We start from the raw sequence: 19,722 nt of genomic DNA on the forward strand, positions 1-19,722 counted from the left end.
GGCAGCGCGCGGCTTGAACGAGCGTTCGCCGGCGGCGGCCGGGGCGGCCTTCTTCGGGCGGGCCGGCTTGTCCCCTGCGGGCGGCGCAGCGGGGCGTACCGCCTTGCGGGCGACGAGGCTGCCGGAGCGGACAGGGGCGCGGGTCGGCGATGCCGGCTTCGGATTCTTGACGGTTAATTTGGTGCGCATAAACGCTGGAATTCAATTCAGACTGCGATCGCACGCAGCAATTCGGTTTCGAGCTGGATCTGCAGGCGGTTGTCGGACAGGCCGGCACCCGCGAGCAGGAAGATGTCCTCGACGCGTTCGCCGAGCGTATTGATCCGCGCCGCGTGGACGCCGATCCGATGCTCGGCGAGTACGCGCGCGATCGAATAGAGAAGGCCCGGCCGGTCGTTGGCCGACACGGAAAGGATGTAGTACTGGCCGCGCTCGTCGGCCCGCAGGTCGACGCGCGGCGTGATCGGAAACGTCCGGGACAGCCTCGACAGGCGGCCCTTGGACGGCTCCGGCAACGGCGCGGTTTCGGTGAGCCGCGACGCGAGTTGCTGCTCGACGAGATTCGCGATGTCGCGGTACCGCACGTCACGTTCGGTCTGCGTGACGATGAAGTTGTCGAGCGCATAGCCGTGCCGCGTCGTGCTGACGCGTGCGTCAAGCACCGACAGCCCGTTGCGGTCGAAATACGCGCAGATGCCCGCGAACAGGTCGGGGCGATCCTTCACGTACACGAGCACCTGCAGCGCGTCGCCGATCGGCGACGGCCGCGCGCGGACGATCGCGGTTTCGGCGTTCACGTGCCGGTACAGCACGCGTGTCTGCCACGCGATGTCGGCCGCGTCGTGACGCAGGAAGAAGCCGACGTCGAGCTGATCCCACAGCGCGCGATGCGCGTCGTCGGGCACGGTTTCGAGGCGCAGCAGCGCGAGCGCCTGCTCCTGGCGCGACTTCAGCTCCGAATGCGCGTCGGGGTTGGCGCCGCCGAGCACCGCGAGCGTGATGCGGTACAGATCCTCGAGCAGCTTGCCCTTCCACGTGTTCCATACCTTCGGGCTCGTGCCGCGGATATCGGCGACGGTCAGCAGGTACAGCGCGGTGAGGTACCGTTCGTTGCCGACGACTTCGGCGAAGCGCTTGATGACTTCGGGGTCGCTCGTGTCCTGCTTCTGCGCGACCTGGCTCATCGTCAGGTGATGCTGGACGAGCCACACGATCAGCGCCGCGTCGTCGCTGGCGATGCCGTGCTCGCGGCAGAAGCGCCGTGCGTCGGCCATCCCGAGCGTCGAGTGGTCGCCGCCGCGCCCCTTCGCGATGTCGTGGAACAGCGCCGCGACATACAACACCCACGGGCGCTCGAAGTTGCCGATCAGCTGGCTGCAGAACGGATATTCGTGCGCGTGCTCGGCCACCGCGAAGCGGCGGATGTTGCGCAACACCATCAGGATGTGCTGATCGACCGTATACACGTGATACAGGTCGTGCTGCATCTGGCCGACGATGCGGCGGAAGTTCAGCAGGTAGCGACCGAGCACGCTCGTCTGGTTCATCAACCGGAACGCGTGCGTGATCCCTTCGGGTTGCTGAAGGATCCGCATGAACGTGTCGCGATTCTGCGGATCGCGGCGCCACGTGTTGTTCATGATCTCGCGCGAGTTGTACAGCGCGCGCAGCGTGCGGGCGGACAGGCCCTTCACGCCGCGGGTCGTCTCGTACAGCAGGAACGCTTCGAGGATCGCGTCGGGATGGCGCTCGAACACGCCGTCGTCGACGATCTCGAGCATGCCCTGCTTCTCGACGAAGCGGTCGGGCGACAGCACGCGCGTGATGCCGCTCGTCGCGGGGAACAGCTGCGCCTCGATGTTCTGGATCAGGATCGTCGCGAGCTGCGTGACGGCTTTCGCGGCCCAGTAGTAGCGGCGCATCAACTGCTCGCTCGCGCGCTTGGCCTGGGTCGGCTGGTAGCCGAAGCTCTCGGCGGCCTGCGTCTGCAGGTCGAACACGAGCATGTCCTGGCGGCGGCCGGCGATCACGTGCAGCCGCGCGCGCAGCGTCTTCAGGAAACCTTCGTTGCGGCGCAGCTCGCGTGCTTCGCGATCGGTGATGAGCCCGCGCGTGTCGAGTTCGCGCCAGCTGCTGCCGAAACCGGCCGCGCGCGCGATCCACAGGATCGTCTGCAGGTCGCGCAGCCCGCCGGGGCTTTCCTTCACGTTCGGCTCGAGGCTGTACGGCGTGTCCTGGAACTTCGCGTGGCGCTGGCGCATCTCGAGCACCTTCGCGGTGAAGAATGCGCGGGCGTCGAGCGCTTCGTTGTAATGCACCGTGAAGCGCTCGAACAGCGTGGTGCTGCCGACGATGCGGCGCGCTTCCAGCAGAGAAGTCTGCACCGTGACGTCCTGCGACGCCTCCTCGATGCACTGCGCGACCGTGCGCACGCTGCTGCCGATTTCGAGACCGAGATCCCACGCCATCCCGATGAAGCGCTCGATGCGCGCGTCGAGCGCCGGGTCGTGCGCATCGGGCAGCAGCACGAGGATGTCGACGTCGGAATAGGGCGCGAGCTCGCCGCGCCCATAGCCGCCGACGGCGACGAGCGCGAGCGTCGCGGGCAGCCCGCAGTCGTCCCACACGCGCTTCAGCGCTTCGTCGGTGAGTTTCGACAGCGCGTGCATCAGCGACGCGACGTTCGCCGCGCGGCGAAAGCGCTCGAGCATCTCCGTCTTGGCGGCCTTGAATTCGGCGCGCCGCGACAGCGCTTCGGGCGAGGGGGCTGCGTGAGCGCTCATGGGCGGCCGTTCAGGTGCGAGTGGGGCGGGCTGGCGCGACGGCGCTCAGACTGCGGCGGCCGGTTGCGCGAACACCGGGCGCGCCGGCGTGCCGGCCGATACGGTCAGCACGTCGTAGCCGGTTTCGGTGACGAGCACCGTGTGCTCCCACTGAGCCGACAGGCTGCGGTCGCGCGTCTTGACCGTCCACTGGTCGGGCATCGTGCGGATGTCGCGCTTGCCGGCGTTGATCATCGGCTCGATCGTGAAGATCATCCCGGCCTTCAGTTCGATGCCCGTGCCCGGCCGGCCGTAGTGGACGACCTGCGGATCCTCGTGGAACACCGTGCCGATGCCGTGGCCGCAGTATTCGCGCACGACGCTGTAGCCCTGCGCTTCCGCGTGCTTCTGGATCGCGTAGCCGATGTCGCCGAGGTGCGCGCCGGGCTTGACCTGGTCGATGCCGAGCCACATGCATTCGTAGGTGGTCTGCACGAGGCGCTTCGCGAGGATCGAACCCTCGCCGACGATGAACATGCGGCTCGTGTCGCCGAAGTAACCGTTCTTGATCACGGTGATGTCGATGTTCAGCGCGTCGCCGTTCTTGATCACCTTCTCGCCGGGAATGCCGTGGCAGATCACGTCGTTGACCGAAATGCAGGTGGCCTTCGGGTACGGCGGGTAGCCGGGCGGCTGGTAGTTCAGCGGTGCCGGGATCGTGCCCTGCTCGTTGAGCATGAACTCATGGCAGAGGCGATCGAGTTCGGCGGTCGTGACGCCCGCGACGACGTGCGGCGTGATGAAGTCGAGCACTTCGCTCGCGAGACGGCAGGCGACGCGCATCTCGGCGATATCGTGTTCGTTTTTGAGCGTAATAGCCATCGAGGTATGCCTGGAATGCGGTGAATTGACGGATTATCGCACCTTCTGGCAGGCGTCGCAGCCCCCGCCGGCGGTGCGGGTGCGGGTTTTCGCGGATTGTCCGGCCGGCTGCCGCGCGGCAAGCGAAAGTGGTGAGCGACTTGAGAGCGGACAAATCGGCGTGCTATACTCTTTGGCTAAGTCGATATCCAAATGCCGATTTGCCCCATGTTGGGGAGGCATCGCGGTAGAAGGCTTACGGCACGGGCGTTTTGCACGTGTCGAATCGCAAGCCGGCGCAACCAGGGTGCCGGCCGCGCGAAATTCGCGCCCTTCGGGGTGGGATCGCGCGGCGGTACGGCGGCCGGCTTAAGACCCAACCCTCGTGGAGAATTTACATGGCAGTTACGATGCGCCAAATGCTGGAAGCGGGTGTCCACTTCGGTCACCAGACGCGCTTCTGGAACCCGAAGATGGCTCCGTTCATTTTCGGTCACCGCAACAAGATTCACATCATCAACCTCGAAAAGACGCTGCCGATGTTCACGGACGCACAGAAGTACGTGCGTCAGCTGGCAGCGAACCGCGGCACGATCCTGTTCGTCGGCACGAAGCGTCAGTCGCGTGACACGATCGCCCAGGAAGCGCAACGCGCAGGCATGCCGTTCGTCAACGCACGCTGGCTCGGCGGCATGATGACCAACTTCAAGACGCTGAAGGTATCGATCAAGCGCCTGAAGGACATGGAAGCGGCAGTCGAGGCAGGCGAGCTCGAGAAGATGAGCAAGAAGGAAGCGCTGCTGTTCGAACGCGAAATCGCCAAGCTGCAGAAGTCGATCGGCGGCGTGAAGGACATGGGCGGCATTCCGGACGCAATCTTCGTCGTCGACGTCGGCTACCACAAGATCGCCGTCACGGAAGCGAACAAGCTGGGCGTGCCGGTCATCGCCGTGGTCGATACGAACCACTCGCCGGAAGGTGTGGATTACGTGATCCCGGGTAACGACGACTCGAGCAAGGCAGTCGCGCTGTACGCCGAAGGCGTGGCCGACGCGATCCTCGAAGGCCGTGCTAACGCGGTCAACGAAGTGGTCCAGGCCGCACGCGGCGACGACGAGTACGTCGAGGAAAACGCGTAACTGGCCCCGAGCCGGCGCAAAAAGGGGGCTCTCAACAGGCCCCCTTTTTTTAAGCTTGTGCGCCGGACCTGATCGCGCCGAATCGGCGCGGGTCCGGAACCGAATCTCGGCCGTTCGCGTCCAAGCGGGCGGCGTTGTGAATACAGACTCAAGGAGCGAATGATGGCGGCAATTACCGCAAGCATGGTGGCAGAACTGCGCGCAAAGACCGACGCACCGATGATGGAGTGCAAGAAGGCGCTGACGGAAGCCGACGGCGATCTGGCCAAGGCTGAAGAGCTGCTGCGCGTCAAGCTCGGCAACAAGGCGAGCAAGGCGGCATCGCGCGTGACGGCAGAAGGCGTCGTCGCATCGTTCGTCGGCGGCAACGCAGGCTCGCTGGTCGAACTGAACTGCGAAACCGACTTCGTCGCGAAGAACGACGACTTCCTCGCATTCTCGAAGACGGTTGCAGAACTCGTCGCGACGCAAAACCCGGCCGACGTGGCTGCGCTGTCGGCACTGCCGCTCGAAGGCTCGACGGTCGACGCAGTGCGCCTGGCACTGGTCGGCAAGATCGGCGAGAACGTCTCGATCCGCCGTTTCGTCCGTTTCGAAACCGCGAACAAGATCGCAACGTACCTGCACGGCGCGCGTATCGGCGTGATCGTCGAGTACACGGGCGCGGAAGAGCAGGTCGGCAAGGACGTCGCGATGCACATCGCGGCAATGAAGCCGGTCGCGCTGTCGTCGGCTGACGTGCCGGCGGAACTGATCGAGACGGAACGCCGCGTGGCCGAGCAGAAGGCTGCGGAATCGGGCAAGCCGGCTGAAATCGTCGCGAAGATGGTCGACGGTAGCGTCCAGAAGTACCTGAAGGAAGTGTCGCTGCTGAACCAGACGTTCGTGAAGAACGACAAGCAGACGATCGAGCAGATGCTGAAGGCAGCGGATGCCGCAGTGCAGAAGTTCGCACTGTTCGTCGTCGGCGAAGGCATCGAGAAGCGCCAGGACGACTTCGCCGCCGAAGTGGCCGCGCAAGTCGCAGCAGCAAAGCAGCAGTAAGCCGTAAGCAGTCAGGCAGTATCCGCGGCGGGCGTCCGCTCCGCCGCGGTCGGCGCCGCCGCCGGCCGGCCGGGAAACCCGGTCCGACCGTCGGCGCTTGCCCGAATCAGTATTTCGCCCCTACAGTTCGTGGTTGTCATCCTCTCGTCGCTCGGAAGCCCCTATGTCCAATGCCTATAAACGCGTCCTCCTCAAACTCTCCGGCGAAGCGCTGATGGGCGACGATGCCTTCGGCATCAATCGCGCGACGATCGAACGGATGGTGGCCGATATCGCCGAAGTCGTGCGTCTCGGTACGCAGCTCGCGGTCGTGATCGGCGGCGGTAATATTTTCCGCGGTGTCGCGGGTGGCGCGGCCGGCATGGATCGCGCGACGGCAGACTACATGGGGATGCTCGCCACGATGATGAACGCGCTGGCGCTGCAGGACGCGATGCGCCACGCCGGCATCGAGGCGCGCGTGCAGTCCGCGCTGCGGATGGACCAGGTCGTCGAGCCGTACATCCGGCCCCGCGCGATCCGTCAGCTCGAGGAAGGCCGCGTCGTGATCTTCGCGGCCGGTACGGGCAACCCGTTCTTCACGACGGACACGGCCGCCGCGCTGCGCGGTTCGGAAGTGGGCGCCGAGGTCGTGCTGAAGGCGACCAAGGTCGATGGCGTATATTCTGCCGATCCGAAGAAGGATCCGTCGGCCACGCGTTACACGACGATCACTTTCGACGAGGCGATCAGCCGCAACCTGCAGGTGATGGACGCGACGGCCTTTGCGCTGTGCCGCGACCAGAAGCTGCCGATTCGCGTGTTTTCGATCAACAAGCCGGGCGCGCTCAAGCGCATCGTGCTGGGCGAGGACGAAGGTACGCTCGTCCACGTGTAAACTCCCGCGGATGCGGGCCATCGGCCGCGGCGCGCCAGATGCGCCGGGTGGGGTCCGCGTTCTTTGAAGGTTTGAAGGTTCGGAGGTTGAAATGAGTGTCGCTGATACCAAGAAGGGCGTCGAGCAGAAGATGCAGCGCTCGATCGATGCATTCAAGAGCGATCTGGCGAAGATCCGTACGGGCCGTGCGCACACCGGCATGCTCGATCACGTGCAGGTTGACTACTACGGGTCGATGGTGCCGATTTCGCAGGTTGCCAACATGACGCTCGTCGACGCGCGCACGATCGGTGTGCAGCCGTGGGAAAAGCCGATGGTTGCGAAGGTCGAGAAGGCCATTCGCGAAGCCGATCTCGGCCTGAATCCGGCCACGTCCGGCGACCTGATCCGCGTGCCGATGCCCGCGCTGACGGAAGAGCGCCGCCGCGAGCTGACCAAGGTCGTCAAGAGCGAAGGCGAAACGGCCAAGGTCGCGATCCGCAACCTGCGCCGCGATGCGAACGAAGCGCTCAAGAAGCTCGTGAAGGACAAGGAAATCTCGGAAGACGACGAGCGTCGTGCAAGCGACGACGTGCAGAAGCTGACCGACAAGCACGTTGCCGAAATCGACAAGCTCGTGCAGAGCAAGGAAGCCGAGATCATGACGGTCTGACGACCGTCCTCGCGCGCCGCCTTCTTCCCGCATTACTGTCTCAACGGCCATGACCTATACCAGCTCTACCGTTCGCGTGCCTGACGTCGGCGTCGTGCCGCGTCACATCGCGATCATCATGGACGGCAACGGCCGTTGGGCGACCGAACGCCGCTTGCCGCGCGTCGCGGGGCACACCCGCGGCGTCGATGCCGTGCGGGCGGTGGTCGAAGGCTGCGCGCGCGCCGGCGTCGAATACCTGACGCTGTTCGCGTTCAGTTCGGAGAACTGGCGCCGTCCGAACGACGAAGTGTCGTTCCTGATGCGCCTCTTCATCACCGCGCTCGAGCGCGAGGTCGGCAAGCTTCACGCGAACGGGATCCGCCTGCGTGTCGTCGGCGATCTCGACCGTTTCGAGCCGCGCATCCGCGAACTGATTCGCCGCGCCGAAACCAAGACGGCGCGCAACACCCGTCTTACGCTCACCATCGCGGCCAACTACGGCGGCCGGTGGGACATCCTGCAAGCGACGAAGAAGCTCGTCGAGCAGGCCGTGCGCGAGGGTCGCGAGGTCGAAGTGACCGAGGACGCGTTCGCGCCGCACCTGGCGATGGCCTATGCGCCGGAGCCCGATCTCTTCATCCGTACCGGCGGCGAGCAGCGCGTCAGCAACTTCCTGCTGTGGCAACTCGCGTACGCCGAATTCTATTTCACCGATAAATACTGGCCGGATTTCGACGGCGCGGCACTGGCCGACGCCATGGCGTCGTATACGGAGCGCGAGCGTCGTTTCGGCCGCACGAGCGCACAGCTCGAACCGCAATCGCAGAACGCCGACTCCCTTTCATGCTGAAAACCCGTGTGATCACGGCGATCGTGATGCTGGCGGTGCTGCTGCCGGTGACGCTGTTCGCGCCGCTCACCGCGTTCGGCGCGCTGATCGGCGTCGTGCTCGTGTTTGCCGCGTGGGAATGGGCTCGCCTGCTCAAGCTCGGCGGCGCCGGCCCGGTCGTCTATGCAGTCGTCGCGGCGCTGGCGCTCGCGGCAACGGCGCCGCTCGGCGTCGATGCGGCTTCGTCCCGTCCCCTTTTCATGGCGGCCGGCGTGTTCTGGCTGCTGGTCGGCCCGTTCACGCTGCGGCGCAAGCCCGAACTCGCCGGCGGCGTATGGCGGCCGTTCCTGCTGGCGGCCGGCCTCGTGGTCTTCGCGGCCTGCTGGCATGCGCTCGTCGCGGCGCGCGCGCAGGGCGTGCCGTTCGTGCTGTCGTTGCTTCTGGTCGTCTGGCTCGCCGATATCGGCGCATACTTCGCGGGCAAGGCCTTCGGAAAGCGTAAACTGGCCATCACGATCAGTCCCGGCAAGAGCTGGGAAGGGGCGATCGGTGGCTGGCTCGCCGTGATGGTCGTCGCCGGTGTCGCGATGGCCGCGCATGCGTTCGAGCCGACCCTGTTTTCCGCGTTCGCCGTGCGCTACGGGATGCCCGGCGCATGGGCCGCACTGACGCTGCTGGTCGCGTACAGCGTGATCGGCGACCTGTTCGAGTCGCTGCTGAAGCGGCAGGCGGGCGTGAAGGATTCGAGCGGACTGCTGCCTGGCCATGGCGGCGTGCTCGACCGTGTCGACGCGCTGCTGCCGGTGCTGCCGCTCGCGATGCTGCTGCTTGGTTAAACCATTATTTCTGTTATGCAAAAACGTCTGACATTGCTCGGTTCCACGGGCTCGATCGGAGACAGCACGCTCGACGTGGTCGCGCGCCATCCCGAGCGCTTCTCGGTCTATGCGCTGACCGCACACCGCAACGGCGACAAGCTGGTCGAGCAATGCCTGCGCTTCGCGCCCGAAGTGGCGGTGGTCGGCGATGCCGCGACGGCTGCGCAGGTCGACGCGAAACTGCGTGCGGCGGGCAGCAAGACGACCGTGCTGCACGGGCCGCAGGCGCTCGTCGACGTGTCGAAGAGCGACGGCTGCGACACGGTGGTCGCGGCGATCGTCGGTGCGGCCGGCATGGCGCCGAGCCTCGCGGCGGCACGCGCCGGCAAGCGCATCCTGCTCGCGAACAAGGAAGCGCTGGTGATGTCGGGCGCGATCTTCATGGACGCCGTGCGCGACCATGGCGCGATCCTGCTGCCGGTCGACAGCGAACACAACGCGATCTTCCAGTGCATGCCGCGCGACGCGGCCGAGCACGGCGGGATCTCGAAGATCATCCTGACCGCGTCGGGCGGCCCGTTCCGCACGCGCGAACCGGCCACGCTCGTCGACGTGACGCCGGACGAGGCGTGCAAGCACCCGAACTGGGTGATGGGCCGCAAGATCTCGGTGGATTCCGCGACGATGATGAACAAGGGCCTCGAGGTGATCGAGGCGCACTGGATCTTCGGGCTGCCGGGCGACCGGATCGACGTGCTGATCCATCCGCAGAGCGTGATCCATTCGCTCGTGTCGTATCGCGACGGTTCGGTGCTCGCACAGCTCGGCAACCCCGACATGCGCACGCCGATCGCGCATGCGCTCGCGTTCCCCGAGCGTGTCGACGCAGGCGTCGATCAGCTCGACCTCGCGCAGATCGCCCAGCTGTCGTTCGAGAAGCCCGATTACGCGCGCTTCCCGTGCCTCGCGCTTGCGCTGAAGGCGCTCGAGGAAGGCGGCATCGCGAGCGCCGCATTGAACGCGGCGAACGAAGTGGCGGTCGAAGCGTTTCTCGAGCGCCGCATCGGCTTCATGGCGATTGCGGCGACGGTCGACGCCGTGCTCAACACGCTGCCGAACCGTACGCCCGACGGGCTCGAGGACGTCCTTGCTGCGGATGCCGAGGCTCGCCGCCTCGCCGCCGAGATCATTGCGAAAGCGCCTGCGCCACGCGTGGAGCGTACTGTCTGAATGGGGTGCTCATGAACGTGCTGGTCGAACTGATCGCGTTTGCGGTGGCGATCGGGGTGCTGGTCGTCGTGCATGAGTACGGACACTATCGTGTCGCGCGCTGGTGCGGCGTGAAGGTGCTGCGTTTCTCGATCGGCTTCGGCCAGCCCGTCGCGCGCTGGGTCAGCCGCAGGACGGGCACCGAGTGGACGCTGTCCGCGCTGCCGCTCGGCGGCTACGTGAAGATGCTCGACGAACGCGATCCCGGCCCCGGCATCCCGCCCGAGGAGCTGGGCCAGGCGTTCAACCGGCAGTCGGTCTACAAGCGCATCGCGATTGTCGCGGCCGGGCCCATTGCCAACTTCCTGTTGGCAATCGCGCTGTTTTCCATCGTATTTGCCACCGGCGTGACCGAGCCGGCCGCGATCGTCGCACCGCCGGCCGCCGGTACGGTGGCGGCGCGCGCGGGCTTCGACGGCAGCGAGAAGATCGTGTCGATCCGCAACGCGCAGGGCGGCGAGTCCGAGTCGGTGCGGTCGTGGTCGGACCTGCGCTGGAAGCTGCTGGCGGCTGCGTTCGATCACCGCGAGATCGTGCTCGGCGCACGCGACGGCAATACGACGTTCGATTTCCGCGTTGACCTCCGCAATGTTCCCGAAAGTCAGCTCGACGACGATTTCATGGCCCATCTGGGCTTCGAGGCCGGCGGCGGCACGCTGTCGGTCGCGTCGGTGCAGCCGGGCAGCGCGGCGGAGCAGGCGGGCCTGAAGTCCGGCGACAAGCTGGTCGCGCTCGACGGCAAGGCGATCGGCGGTGCGTCGCGCTTCATCGATTTCGTGAAACACCATGCGGGCAAGCCGCTCGATCTGCAGATCGAGCGCGACGGCGCCGCGCAGACGGTGTCGATCGTGCCGCAGATGCAGCGCGACGACGAATCGGGGCAGCAGGTCGGCCGTATCGGCGCGGCGTTGTCGATGCATGCGCCGTCCGTCGACGTGCGTTACGGGCCGATCGAGAGCCTGCAGCTCGGCGCGCACCGCACGTGGGACATCTCCGTGTATTCGCTGCGGATGTTCGGGCGCATGATCACGGGCAACGCGTCGCTGAAGAACCTGTCCGGCCCGGTGACGATCGCCGACTACGCGGGCAAGAGCGCGCGGCTCGGTCCGTCGGCGTTCCTGTCGTTCCTCGCCCTTGTCAGCATTAGCCTTGGCGTCCTGAACTTGTTGCCGATTCCCGTTTTGGACGGGGGGCATCTGTTATATTATGCGGTTGAAGCCGCGACCGGGAAAGCCGTCTCGGAGCGCTGGCAGCTGATTCTGCAAAGAGCCGGGTTGATCTGCATCGTCGCATTGTCGGCGATCGCGCTGTTCAACGATCTGGCTCGGTTAATCCATTTCTGAAGCGTCAGGCGGCCGCCGCTCGGCAGTCGCCCGATTTGATGCAGCTAAATATTGGGGATGCATGTTGTTCAAACCTCATCGCTTTGTACCTAAGACAGTTGCAGCGGCCGCGCTCGCCGCGCACGGCCTCGCGGCGCATGCAGCGGCACCGTTCGTGGTGCAAGACATCAAGATCGAGGGGCTGCAGCGCGTCGAAGCGGGTTCGGTGTTCGCCTACCTGCCGATCAAGCAGGGCGATACCTTCACGGACGACAAGGCATCCGAAGCAATCCGCGCACTGTACGCGACGGGCTTCTTCAACGACGTACGCATCGCCACGCAGGGCAACGTCGTGATCGTGCAGGTGCAGGAGCGTCCGGCCATCGCGTCGATCGACTTCACCGGCACGAAGGAATTCGACAAGGACAACCTGACGAAGGCGCTGCGCGCAGTCGGCCTGGCAGATGGCCGCTACTACGACAAGGCGCTCGTCGACAAGGCGGAGCAGGAGCTCAAGCGCCAGTACCTCACGCGCGGCTTCTACGCGGCTGAGGTCAAGACCACGATCACGCCGGTCGACGCGAACCGCGTGTCGATCCTGTTCGCGGTGGCCGAAGGCCCGAGCGCGAAGATCCGCCAGATCAACTTCATCGGCAACAAGGCCTTCAGCACCAGCACGCTGCGCGACGAGATGCAGCTGTCGACGCCGAACTGGTTCTCCTGGTACACGAAGAACGACCTGTACTCGAAGGAAAAGCTCACGGGCGACCTCGAAGCCGTGCGCTCGTACTACCTGAACCGCGGTTATCTCGAGTTCAACATCGAGTCGACCCAGGTGTCGATCTCGCCCGACAAGAAGGACATGTACCTGACGGTCACGCTGCACGAAGGCGAGCCGTACACGGTGTCGGGCATCAAGCTGTCGGGCAACCTGCTCGATCGCGAGGCCGAACTCAACAAGCTGATCAAGATCAAGGCGGGCGACCGCTTCTCGGCCGAAAAGCTGCAGCAGACCACCAAGTCGATCGTCGACAAGCTCGGTGAATACGGCTACGCATTCGCGACCGTCAACGCGCAGCCGGACATCGACCAGGCGAACCACAAGGTGAACCTGAACCTCGTCGTCGATCCGAGCCGCCGCGTGTACGTGCGCCGCATCAACGTCGTCGGCAACACGCGTACGCGCGACGAAGTGGTGCGCCGCGAAATGCGCCAGCTCGAAAGCTCGTGGTTCGATTCGAACCGCCTCGCGCTGTCGAAGGATCGCGTGAACCGTCTCGGCTACTTCACCAACGTCGACGTGACCACGGTGCCGGTCGAAGGCACGAACGACCAGGTCGACGTGAACGTGAAGGTCGACGAAAAGCCGACCGGCGCGATCACGCTGGGTGCCGGCTTCTCGTCGACGGACAAGGTCGTGCTGTCGGCCGGCGTGTCGCAGGACAACGTGTTCGGTTCGGGTACCAGCCTGTCGGTGAACGTCAACACCGCGAAGAGCTACCGCACGCTGACCGTCACGCAGGTCGACCCGTACTTCACGGTCGACGGCATCAAGCGGATCACGGACGTCTTCTACCGTACGTACCAGCCGCTCTACTATTCGACGAGCTCGAGCTTCCGGATCATCAGCGCGGGCGGCAACCTGAAGTTCGGCATTCCGTTCTCGGAAGTCGACACCGTCTACTTCGGCGCGGGCTTCGAGCAGAACCGTCTCGACGTCGATTCGAACACGCCGCAGAGCTACCAGGATTACGTGAACCAGTTCGGCCGCGTGTCGAACACGGTGCCGCTGACGGTTGCGTGGTCGCGCGACGCGCGTGACAGCGCGCTGATTCCGAGCCGCGGCTACTTCACGCAGGCGAACATGGAGTACGGTGTGCCGGTCGGCAAGATCCAGTACTACAAGGCCGACCTGCAGGCCCAGTACTACTATTCGTTCTCGCGCGGCTTCATCCTGGGCATGAACCTGCAAGGCGGCTACGGTAACGGTATCGGCAACCCGTACCCGATCTTCAAGAACTACTACGCGGGCGGTATCGGCTCCGTGCGTGGCTACGAGCCGAGCTCGCTGGGCCCGCGCGACACGAAGACGAACGACCCGATCGGCGGTTCGAAGATGCTCGTCGGCAACATCGAGCTGACGTTCCCGCTGCCGGGCACGGGCTACGACCGCACGCTGCGCGTGTTCACGTTCCTCGACGGCGGTAACGTGTGGGGCAACGCGCCGGGCGGCACGAGTACGGGCGCCAACGGCCTGCGTTACGGCTACGGTGTGGGTCTCGCGTGGATCTCGCCGATCGGCCCGCTTAAGCTGAGCCTCGGCTTCCCGCTGCAGAAGCATGAAGGCGACCAGTACCAGAAATTCCAGTTCCAGATCGGGACGGCGTTCTAACCGAACGCATGACAACAGCAACGAGAGGGTAATTTTGCTAACCGGTAAGTTTTCGAAACGAGTGATGTGCGCGCTGACCGTTGCGCTGGCCTTGGGCGCGGCAACGGTGCACGCACAGGACGTCGCCCGCATCGCGGCGGTCAATTCGGATCGGATCCTGCGCGAGTCGGCGCCCGCGAAAGCGGCGCAGACGAAGCTCGAAGCCGAGTTCGCGAAGCGTGACAAGGATCTGCAGGACCTCGGGGCGCGTCTGAAATCGATGTCCGATTCGCTGGACAAGAACGGCGCGTCGCTGTCGGCGGCCGACCGCGCGCAGAAGCAGCGCGATCTCGCCCAGCTCGATACCGACTTCCAGCGCAAGCAGCGCGAGTTCCGCGAAGACCTGAACCAGCGCCGCAACGAGGAACTGGCGGCCGTGCTCGAACGGGCCAACAAGGTCATCAAGCAGATCGCCGAGCAGCAGAATTACGACCTGATCGTGCAGGAAGCCGTGTACGTCAGCCCGCGCATCGACATCACCGACAAGGTGCTCAAGGCGCTCGCGTCCGGCTCGACGAACTGAACGGAGCAGACGACGAATGGCATTGACGCTTGAGGAACTCGTAACGCGGTTCGGCGGCGAGATCGCCGGCGACGCACAGTGCAAGGTGGGCGGGCTCGCACCGCTCGACCAGGCAGGCCCGCAGCAACTCGCGTTCCTCGCGAATCCGAAGTACCTGTCGCAGGTCGAGTCGACCCGCGCCGGCGCGGTGCTGATCGCGCCGAAGGATCTCGAAAAGCTGGGCGCGGCCGCGAGCGGTCGCAATTTCATCGTCACGCCGAATCCGTACGCGTACTTCGCGCGCGTCGCGCAGATGTTCATCGACCTGGCCACGCCGCAGCGTGCCGCGGGCGTGCATCCGAGCGCGACGATCGATCCGGCCGCGCAGGTCGCCGCGAGCGCGGTGATCGGCCCGCACGTGACGGTCGAGGCCGGCGCGGTGATCGAAGACGGCGTGCAGCTGGACGCAAATGTCTTCATCGGCCGCGGCACGACGATCGGCGCGGGTTCGCACCTGTATCCGAACGCGTCGGTGTACCACGGCTGCAAGGTCGGCCCGCGCGCGATCATCCATGCGGGCGCCGTGATCGGCTCCGACGGCTTCGGCTTCGCGCCGGATTTCGTCGGCGACGGCGACGCGCGCACCGGCAGCTGGGTCAAGATCCCGCAGGTCGGCGGCGTAACGATCGGCCCGGACGTCGAGATCGGCGCGAACACGACGATCGATCGCGGTGCGATGGCGGATACCGTCATCGAGGAATGCGTGAAGATCGACAACCAGGTCCAGATCGGCCACAACTGCCGGATCGGCGCCTATACGGTGATCGCCGGCAGCGCGGGTATCGCAGGCAGCACGACGATCGGCCGCCACTGCATGATCGGCGGCGCAGCCGGGATCGCCGGCCACGTGACGCTCGGCGACTATGTCATCATCACCGCGAAGTCGGGCGTATCGAAGTCGCTGCCGAAGGCCGGCATCTATACCAGCGCGTTCCCGGCCGTCGACCACGGCGAATGGAACAAGAGCGCCGCGCTCGTGCGCAACCTCGACAAGCTGCGCGAGCGCATCAAGGCGCTCGAAGCCGCGCTCGCCGCCCAGGGCGGCACGGACGCCTGAGCGCATCATGCGAGATCTCGAACCGGGTACGGCCAGCGCAACCGGCCCGGTTTGCCAGACTGGGCCGCACGGCGGCCCGCTTCAGCCTTTGCATCACCACCGCGCAGCCTCTGCGTGAGACGAACCATCATGAGCACTGAAAAAATCAATCTCGACATCCACAAGATCCTCACGCTGCTGCCGCATCGCTACCCGATTCTGCTCGTCGATCGCGTGCTCGAACTCGAACCGCACAAGGGAATCAAAGCGCTGAAGAACGTGTCGATCAACGAGCCGTACTTCCAGGGGCATTTCCCGAAGCGGCCCGTGATGCCGGGCGTGCTGATCCTCGAGGCGCTCGCGCAGGCCGCGGCGCTGCTGACCTTCTCGGAAGAGCAGCCGAAGGATCCGGAGAACACGCTGTACTACTTCGTCGGGATCGACGGCGCGCGCTTCAAGCGTCCGGTCGAGCCGGGCGACCAACTGATTCTGAACGTGACGTTCGAACGCTACATCCGCGGCATCTGGAAGTTCAAGGCGGTGGCTGAAGTGGACGGCAAGGTGGCGGCGGAAGCCGAGCTGATGTGCACGGTCAAGACGACCGACGTGGCGCCCTGAGCGACGCGGCACGGACAGGCAACGCAACGCGACACATCACATCGAGAGGCAACGGCGCATGACCAGGATTCATCCCACCGCGATTGTCGAACCGGGCGCGCAGATCGACGAATCGGTCGAGATCGGCCCGTACGCGATCGTCGGTCCGCACGTCACGATCGGCGCGCGTACGACGATCGGCTCGCACAGCGTGATCGAAGGCCATACGACGCTCGGCGAGGACAACCGTATCGGCCATTACGCGTCGGTCGGCGGTCGTCCGCAGGACATGAAGTACAAGGACGAGCCGACCAAGCTGGTGATCGGCAACCGCAACACGATCCGCGAATTCACGACGATCCACACGGGCACCGTGCAGGACGTCGGCGTGACGACGCTCGGCGATGACAACTGGATCATGGCCTATGTGCACATCGGTCATGACTGCACCGTCGGCAACCACGTGATCCTGTCGAGCAACGCGCAGATGGCGGGCCACGTCGAGATCGGCGACTGGGCGATCATCGGCGGGATGTCGGGCGTCCACCAGTTCGTGCGCATCGGTGCGCACTCGATGCTGGGCGGCGCGTCGGCGCTCGTGCAGGACATTCCGCCGTTCGTGATCGCGGCGGGCAACAAGGCCGAGCCGCACGGGATCAACGTCGAAGGGCTGCGCCGGCGCGGTTTCTCGCCCGACGCGATCTCGGCGCTGCGCAGCGCGTACCGCCTGCTGTACAAGAACGGCCTGTCGTTCGAGGAAGCGAAGGTGCAGTTGCGCGAGCTGGCGGAGGCGGGCGGCGACGGCGATGCACCGGTGAAGGCGCTCGTCGAGTTCATCGACGCGTCGCAACGCGGCATCATCCGCTAAGCGATGACGCTTCCGACCAATCAGCTCCGGCTCGCGATGGTGGCCGGCGAGCCGTCGGGCGACCTGCTCGCGGCGTCGCTGCTCGGCGGGCTGCACGAGCGGCTGCCCGAATCGACCCAGTACTACGGGATCGGCGGGCAGCGGATGATCGCGCACGGCTTCGACTCGCACTGGCAGATGGACAAGCTGACCGTGCGCGGCTATGTCGAGGCGCTGGGCCAGATTCCCGAGATCCTGCGGATTCGCGGCGAGCTGAAGCGCCAGTTGCTCGCCGAGCGGCCGGACGCGTTCATCGGCGTCGACGCGCCCGACTTCAACTTCAACGTCGAACAGGCCGCGCGCGACGCGGGCATCCCGTCGATCCACTTCGTGTGCCCGTCGATCTGGGCATGGCGCGGCGGCCGGATCAAGAAGATCGCGAAGTCCGTCGATCACATGCTGTGCCTGTTCCCGTTCGAACCGGCGATTCTCGACAAGGCAGGCGTCGCGTCGACCTACGTCGGCCATCCGCTCGCCGACGAGATCCCGCTCGAACCCGATACGCACGGTGCGCGCATCGCGCTCGGTCTGCCGGCCGACGGCCCGGTGATCGCGGTGCTGCCGGGCAGCCGGCGCTCGGAAATCGCGCTGATCGGCCCGACGTTCTTCGCGGCGATGGCGCTGATGCAGCAGCGCGAGCCCGGCGTGCGTTTCGTGATGCCGGCGGCCACGCCCGCGCTGCGCGCGCTGCTGCAGCCGCTCGTCGATGCGCATCCTCAGCTCGCGCTGACGATCACCGACGGCCGATCGCAGGTCGCGATGACGGCTGCCGATGCGATTCTCGTGAAGAGCGGCACGGTCACGCTGGAAGCCGCGCTGCTGAAGAAGCCGATGGTGATCTCGTACAAGGTGCCCTGGCTGACCGGGCAGATCATGCGCCGGCAGGGTTACCTGCCTTACGTCGGCTTGCCGAACATTTTGGCGGGGCGCTTCGTCGTGCCCGAGCTGCTGCAGCATTTCGCGACGCCCGAGGCGCTCGCCGATGCGACGATCACGCAGCTGCGCGACGACGCGAACCGCCGCACGCTGACCGAAGTATTTACCGAAATGCATCTTTCGCTGCGGCAGAACACGGCCGCGAAGGCGGCCGAAGCGGTCGTGCGCGTGCTCGAACAACGCAAGGGGCGCGCATGACCGCAGTACGTGCACCACGCCGCCGCGCGTCGAGCGACGTGCAGGGCGGTTTCGATTTCAGCCGTCCCGACGAAATCGTCTGCGGCGTCGACGAAGCGGGCCGCGGCCCGCTCGCGGGGCCGGTGGTGGCCGCCGCGGTGATCCTCGATCCGGCGCAGCCGATCGACGGGCTCGACGATTCGAAGGCGCTGTCCGCGAAGAAGCGCGACGCGCTGTACGAGCTGATCGTCGCGCGCTCGCTGTCGTATTGTGTCGCATCGGCGAGTGTCGACGAGATCGACACGCTGAACATCCTGCACGCAACGATGCTCGCGATGAAGCGGGCCGTCGAGGGCCTGTCGGTCCTGCCGACGCTCGCGCAGATCGACGGCAACCGCTGCCCGACACTGACGGTGCGCGCCGAGGCGATCGTCAGCGGCGATGCGCTCGTGCCGAGCATCTCGGCCGCGTCGATCCTTGCGAAGGTCACCCGTGACCGCATGCTCGTCGACTTGCACGAACGCTTCCCGGTGTACGGCTTCAACGTGCATGCGGGCTACGGCACCGCGAAACACCTCGCCGCGCTGCGCGAGCACGGCCCGTGCGAAGCGCATCGGCGCTCGTTCGCACCGGTTCGCGCCGCATTTGACCTGATTCGATGAAAAGCATTACTTCCCGCGACAACCCGCTGTACAAGCGCCTGAAGGCGCTCGCGGGCTCGACGTCCCATCAACGCCGCGGCGGCCAGGCACTGCTCGAAGGATTCCATCTCGCGAGCGCGTACCTCGATACGGGCGCGACGCCCGAGCTGTGCGTGGCGACCGAAGGCGCACTCGGCCACGCCGAGGCGCAGGCGATCGTCGCGCGCATCGATGCGCAACGGATCGTCACGCTGCCCGACGCGCTGTTCGGGCAATTGTCGAGCGTCGTCAACGGCGTCGGCTTCCTGCTGCTCGTCGACCGGCCGGCACAGCCGCTGCCCGAGCGCGTGACGCAGTCGTCGGTCGTGCTCGACGGCGTGCAGGACGCCGGCAACGTCGGCTCGATCCTGCGCAGTGCGGCGGCCGCCGGTGTGCGCCACGTGTTCTGTGCGCCGGGTACCGCGTACGCATGGTCGTCGAAGGTGCTGCGCTCGGGCATGGGCGCGCATTTCCTGCTGTCGATCCACGAGGACGTCGACGCCGGTGCGCTCGCCGAACGCCTCGATGTACCGGTTGCGCTGACCGATTCGCACGGCGCGCAGGCGGTCTATGACTGCGACCTGTCGGGGCCTGTTGCATGGGTGTTCGGCAACGAGGGTGCCGGTGTATCGGCGTTCTGGCGCGACGCGGCAACGCATCGTGTGACGATCCCGCAGCCGGGTGGAATGGAATCGCTGAACGTGGCGGCTGCGGCAGCGGTCTGCCTGTTCGAGCAGGTACGTCAGCAGCGGCGTGCGTGACGCCACGCGCGGGCTTGCTCCGCACCATTTAAAAAGGCCGCGTTCGACGCGGCCTTTTTTGTTTCCGGCGGCGGCCGGGC

The 19,722-nt window shown here is 65.8% G+C and carries 18 protein-coding genes and 1 pseudogene; 16 read left to right on the top strand and 3 right to left on the bottom strand.

Translation table 11 applies throughout. The annotated features are described in order from the left end of the window. From BDI24065_RS21825 to map, 3 genes and pseudogenes are all read right to left on the bottom strand, one after another. Positions 1 to 189, bottom strand: a pseudogene (locus tag BDI24065_RS21825) (pseudouridine synthase); the annotation flags it as partial. Positions 190 to 206: 17 nt separating this feature from the next. Next, positions 207 to 2,783 (bottom strand): [protein-PII] uridylyltransferase, encoded by a 2,577-nt coding sequence (locus BDI24065_RS21830; RefSeq protein ID WP_175033039.1) that lies wholly within the window; start codon positions 2,781 to 2,783, stop codon positions 207 to 209. A gap of 45 nt (positions 2,784 to 2,828) precedes the next feature. Continuing rightward, positions 2,829 to 3,644, bottom strand: a complete 816-nt coding sequence (gene map, locus BDI24065_RS21835; RefSeq protein WP_046545985.1) for a type I methionyl aminopeptidase — start codon at positions 3,642 to 3,644, stop codon at positions 2,829 to 2,831. A 377-nt stretch (positions 3,645 to 4,021) separates the two neighbouring features. On the opposite strand from map, the gene rpsB reads away from it, so the two are divergent. From rpsB to BDI24065_RS21915, 16 genes are all read left to right on the top strand, one after another. Continuing rightward, positions 4,022 to 4,762: a 30S ribosomal protein S2 gene (gene rpsB, locus BDI24065_RS21840; protein WP_006752149.1), complete on the top strand. Its 741-nt coding sequence runs from the start codon at positions 4,022 to 4,024 to the stop codon at positions 4,760 to 4,762. Positions 4,763 to 4,924: 162 nt separating this feature from the next. Beyond that, a complete protein-coding gene (gene tsf / locus BDI24065_RS21845) occupies positions 4,925 to 5,806 on the top strand; it encodes a translation elongation factor Ts (RefSeq protein WP_089495101.1) in 882 nt (293 codons plus the stop codon). 163 nt (positions 5,807 to 5,969) lie between these two features. Beyond that, on the top strand, positions 5,970 to 6,683 hold the full coding sequence (gene pyrH, locus BDI24065_RS21850; protein ID WP_011352459.1) for a UMP kinase: 714 nt from the start codon (positions 5,970 to 5,972) through the stop codon (positions 6,681 to 6,683). Positions 6,684 to 6,774: 91 nt separating this feature from the next. Further along, positions 6,775 to 7,335, top strand: coding sequence for a ribosome recycling factor (gene frr, locus BDI24065_RS21855; protein WP_048248629.1), 561 nt, complete (start codon positions 6,775 to 6,777; stop codon positions 7,333 to 7,335). 49 nt (positions 7,336 to 7,384) lie between these two features. After that, the gene (gene uppS, locus BDI24065_RS21860) at positions 7,385 to 8,167 is read left to right on the top strand and encodes a polyprenyl diphosphate synthase (protein ID WP_006478494.1); all 783 of its coding nucleotides are present in this window, start codon (positions 7,385 to 7,387) and stop codon (positions 8,165 to 8,167) included. Next, the gene (locus tag BDI24065_RS21865) at positions 8,161 to 8,982 is read left to right on the top strand and encodes a phosphatidate cytidylyltransferase (protein ID WP_043190825.1); all 822 of its coding nucleotides are present in this window, start codon (positions 8,161 to 8,163) and stop codon (positions 8,980 to 8,982) included. The genes uppS and BDI24065_RS21865 overlap by 7 nt, the downstream gene beginning before the upstream one ends. Before the next feature lie 15 nt (positions 8,983 to 8,997). Beyond that, a complete protein-coding gene (locus BDI24065_RS21870) occupies positions 8,998 to 10,194 on the top strand; it encodes a 1-deoxy-D-xylulose-5-phosphate reductoisomerase (protein ID WP_175033040.1) in 1,197 nt (398 codons plus the stop codon). Between the two features lie 11 nt (positions 10,195 to 10,205). Then, positions 10,206 to 11,576 carry an RIP metalloprotease RseP gene (gene rseP, locus BDI24065_RS21875; protein WP_175033041.1) on the top strand — a complete coding sequence of 457 codons (1,371 nt, stop codon included), beginning with the start codon at positions 10,206 to 10,208 and terminating at the stop codon, positions 11,574 to 11,576. Positions 11,577 to 11,637: 61 nt separating this feature from the next. Further along, positions 11,638 to 13,947: an outer membrane protein assembly factor BamA gene (bamA, locus tag BDI24065_RS21880; protein ID WP_175033042.1), complete on the top strand. Its 2,310-nt coding sequence runs from the start codon at positions 11,638 to 11,640 to the stop codon at positions 13,945 to 13,947. A gap of 64 nt (positions 13,948 to 14,011) precedes the next feature. Continuing rightward, the gene (locus tag BDI24065_RS21885; protein ID WP_174953350.1) at positions 14,012 to 14,509 is read left to right on the top strand and encodes an OmpH family outer membrane protein; all 498 of its coding nucleotides are present in this window, start codon (positions 14,012 to 14,014) and stop codon (positions 14,507 to 14,509) included. 16 nt (positions 14,510 to 14,525) lie between these two features. After that, positions 14,526 to 15,605 (top strand): UDP-3-O-(3-hydroxymyristoyl)glucosamine N-acyltransferase, encoded by a 1,080-nt coding sequence (lpxD, locus tag BDI24065_RS21890; protein ID WP_175033043.1) that lies wholly within the window; start codon positions 14,526 to 14,528, stop codon positions 15,603 to 15,605. Positions 15,606 to 15,734: 129 nt separating this feature from the next. After that, positions 15,735 to 16,202 (top strand): 3-hydroxyacyl-ACP dehydratase FabZ, encoded by a 468-nt coding sequence (fabZ, locus tag BDI24065_RS21895; protein ID WP_011352450.1) that lies wholly within the window; start codon positions 15,735 to 15,737, stop codon positions 16,200 to 16,202. A gap of 58 nt (positions 16,203 to 16,260) precedes the next feature. Then, the gene (gene lpxA / locus BDI24065_RS21900; RefSeq protein WP_175033044.1) at positions 16,261 to 17,049 is read left to right on the top strand and encodes an acyl-ACP--UDP-N-acetylglucosamine O-acyltransferase; all 789 of its coding nucleotides are present in this window, start codon (positions 16,261 to 16,263) and stop codon (positions 17,047 to 17,049) included. A 3-nt stretch (positions 17,050 to 17,052) separates the two neighbouring features. Then, entirely contained in the window at positions 17,053 to 18,222 is a 1,170-nt protein-coding gene (lpxB, locus tag BDI24065_RS21905; RefSeq protein ID WP_175033045.1) for a lipid-A-disaccharide synthase, read from the top strand. Continuing rightward, positions 18,219 to 18,863, top strand: coding sequence for a ribonuclease HII (gene rnhB / locus BDI24065_RS21910; RefSeq protein ID WP_175033046.1), 645 nt, complete (start codon positions 18,219 to 18,221; stop codon positions 18,861 to 18,863). Before lpxB ends, rnhB begins: the two co-directional genes overlap by 4 nt. Beyond that, on the top strand, positions 18,860 to 19,642 hold the full coding sequence (locus BDI24065_RS21915) for a TrmH family RNA methyltransferase (protein WP_175033047.1): 783 nt from the start codon (positions 18,860 to 18,862) through the stop codon (positions 19,640 to 19,642). The genes rnhB and BDI24065_RS21915 overlap by 4 nt, the downstream gene beginning before the upstream one ends. The last annotated feature ends 80 nt before the right edge of the window (positions 19,643 to 19,722 follow it).

This window comes from Burkholderia lata, assembly GCF_902499025.1.
Classification (GTDB): Bacteria; Pseudomonadota; Gammaproteobacteria; order Burkholderiales; family Burkholderiaceae; genus Burkholderia; species Burkholderia lata_C.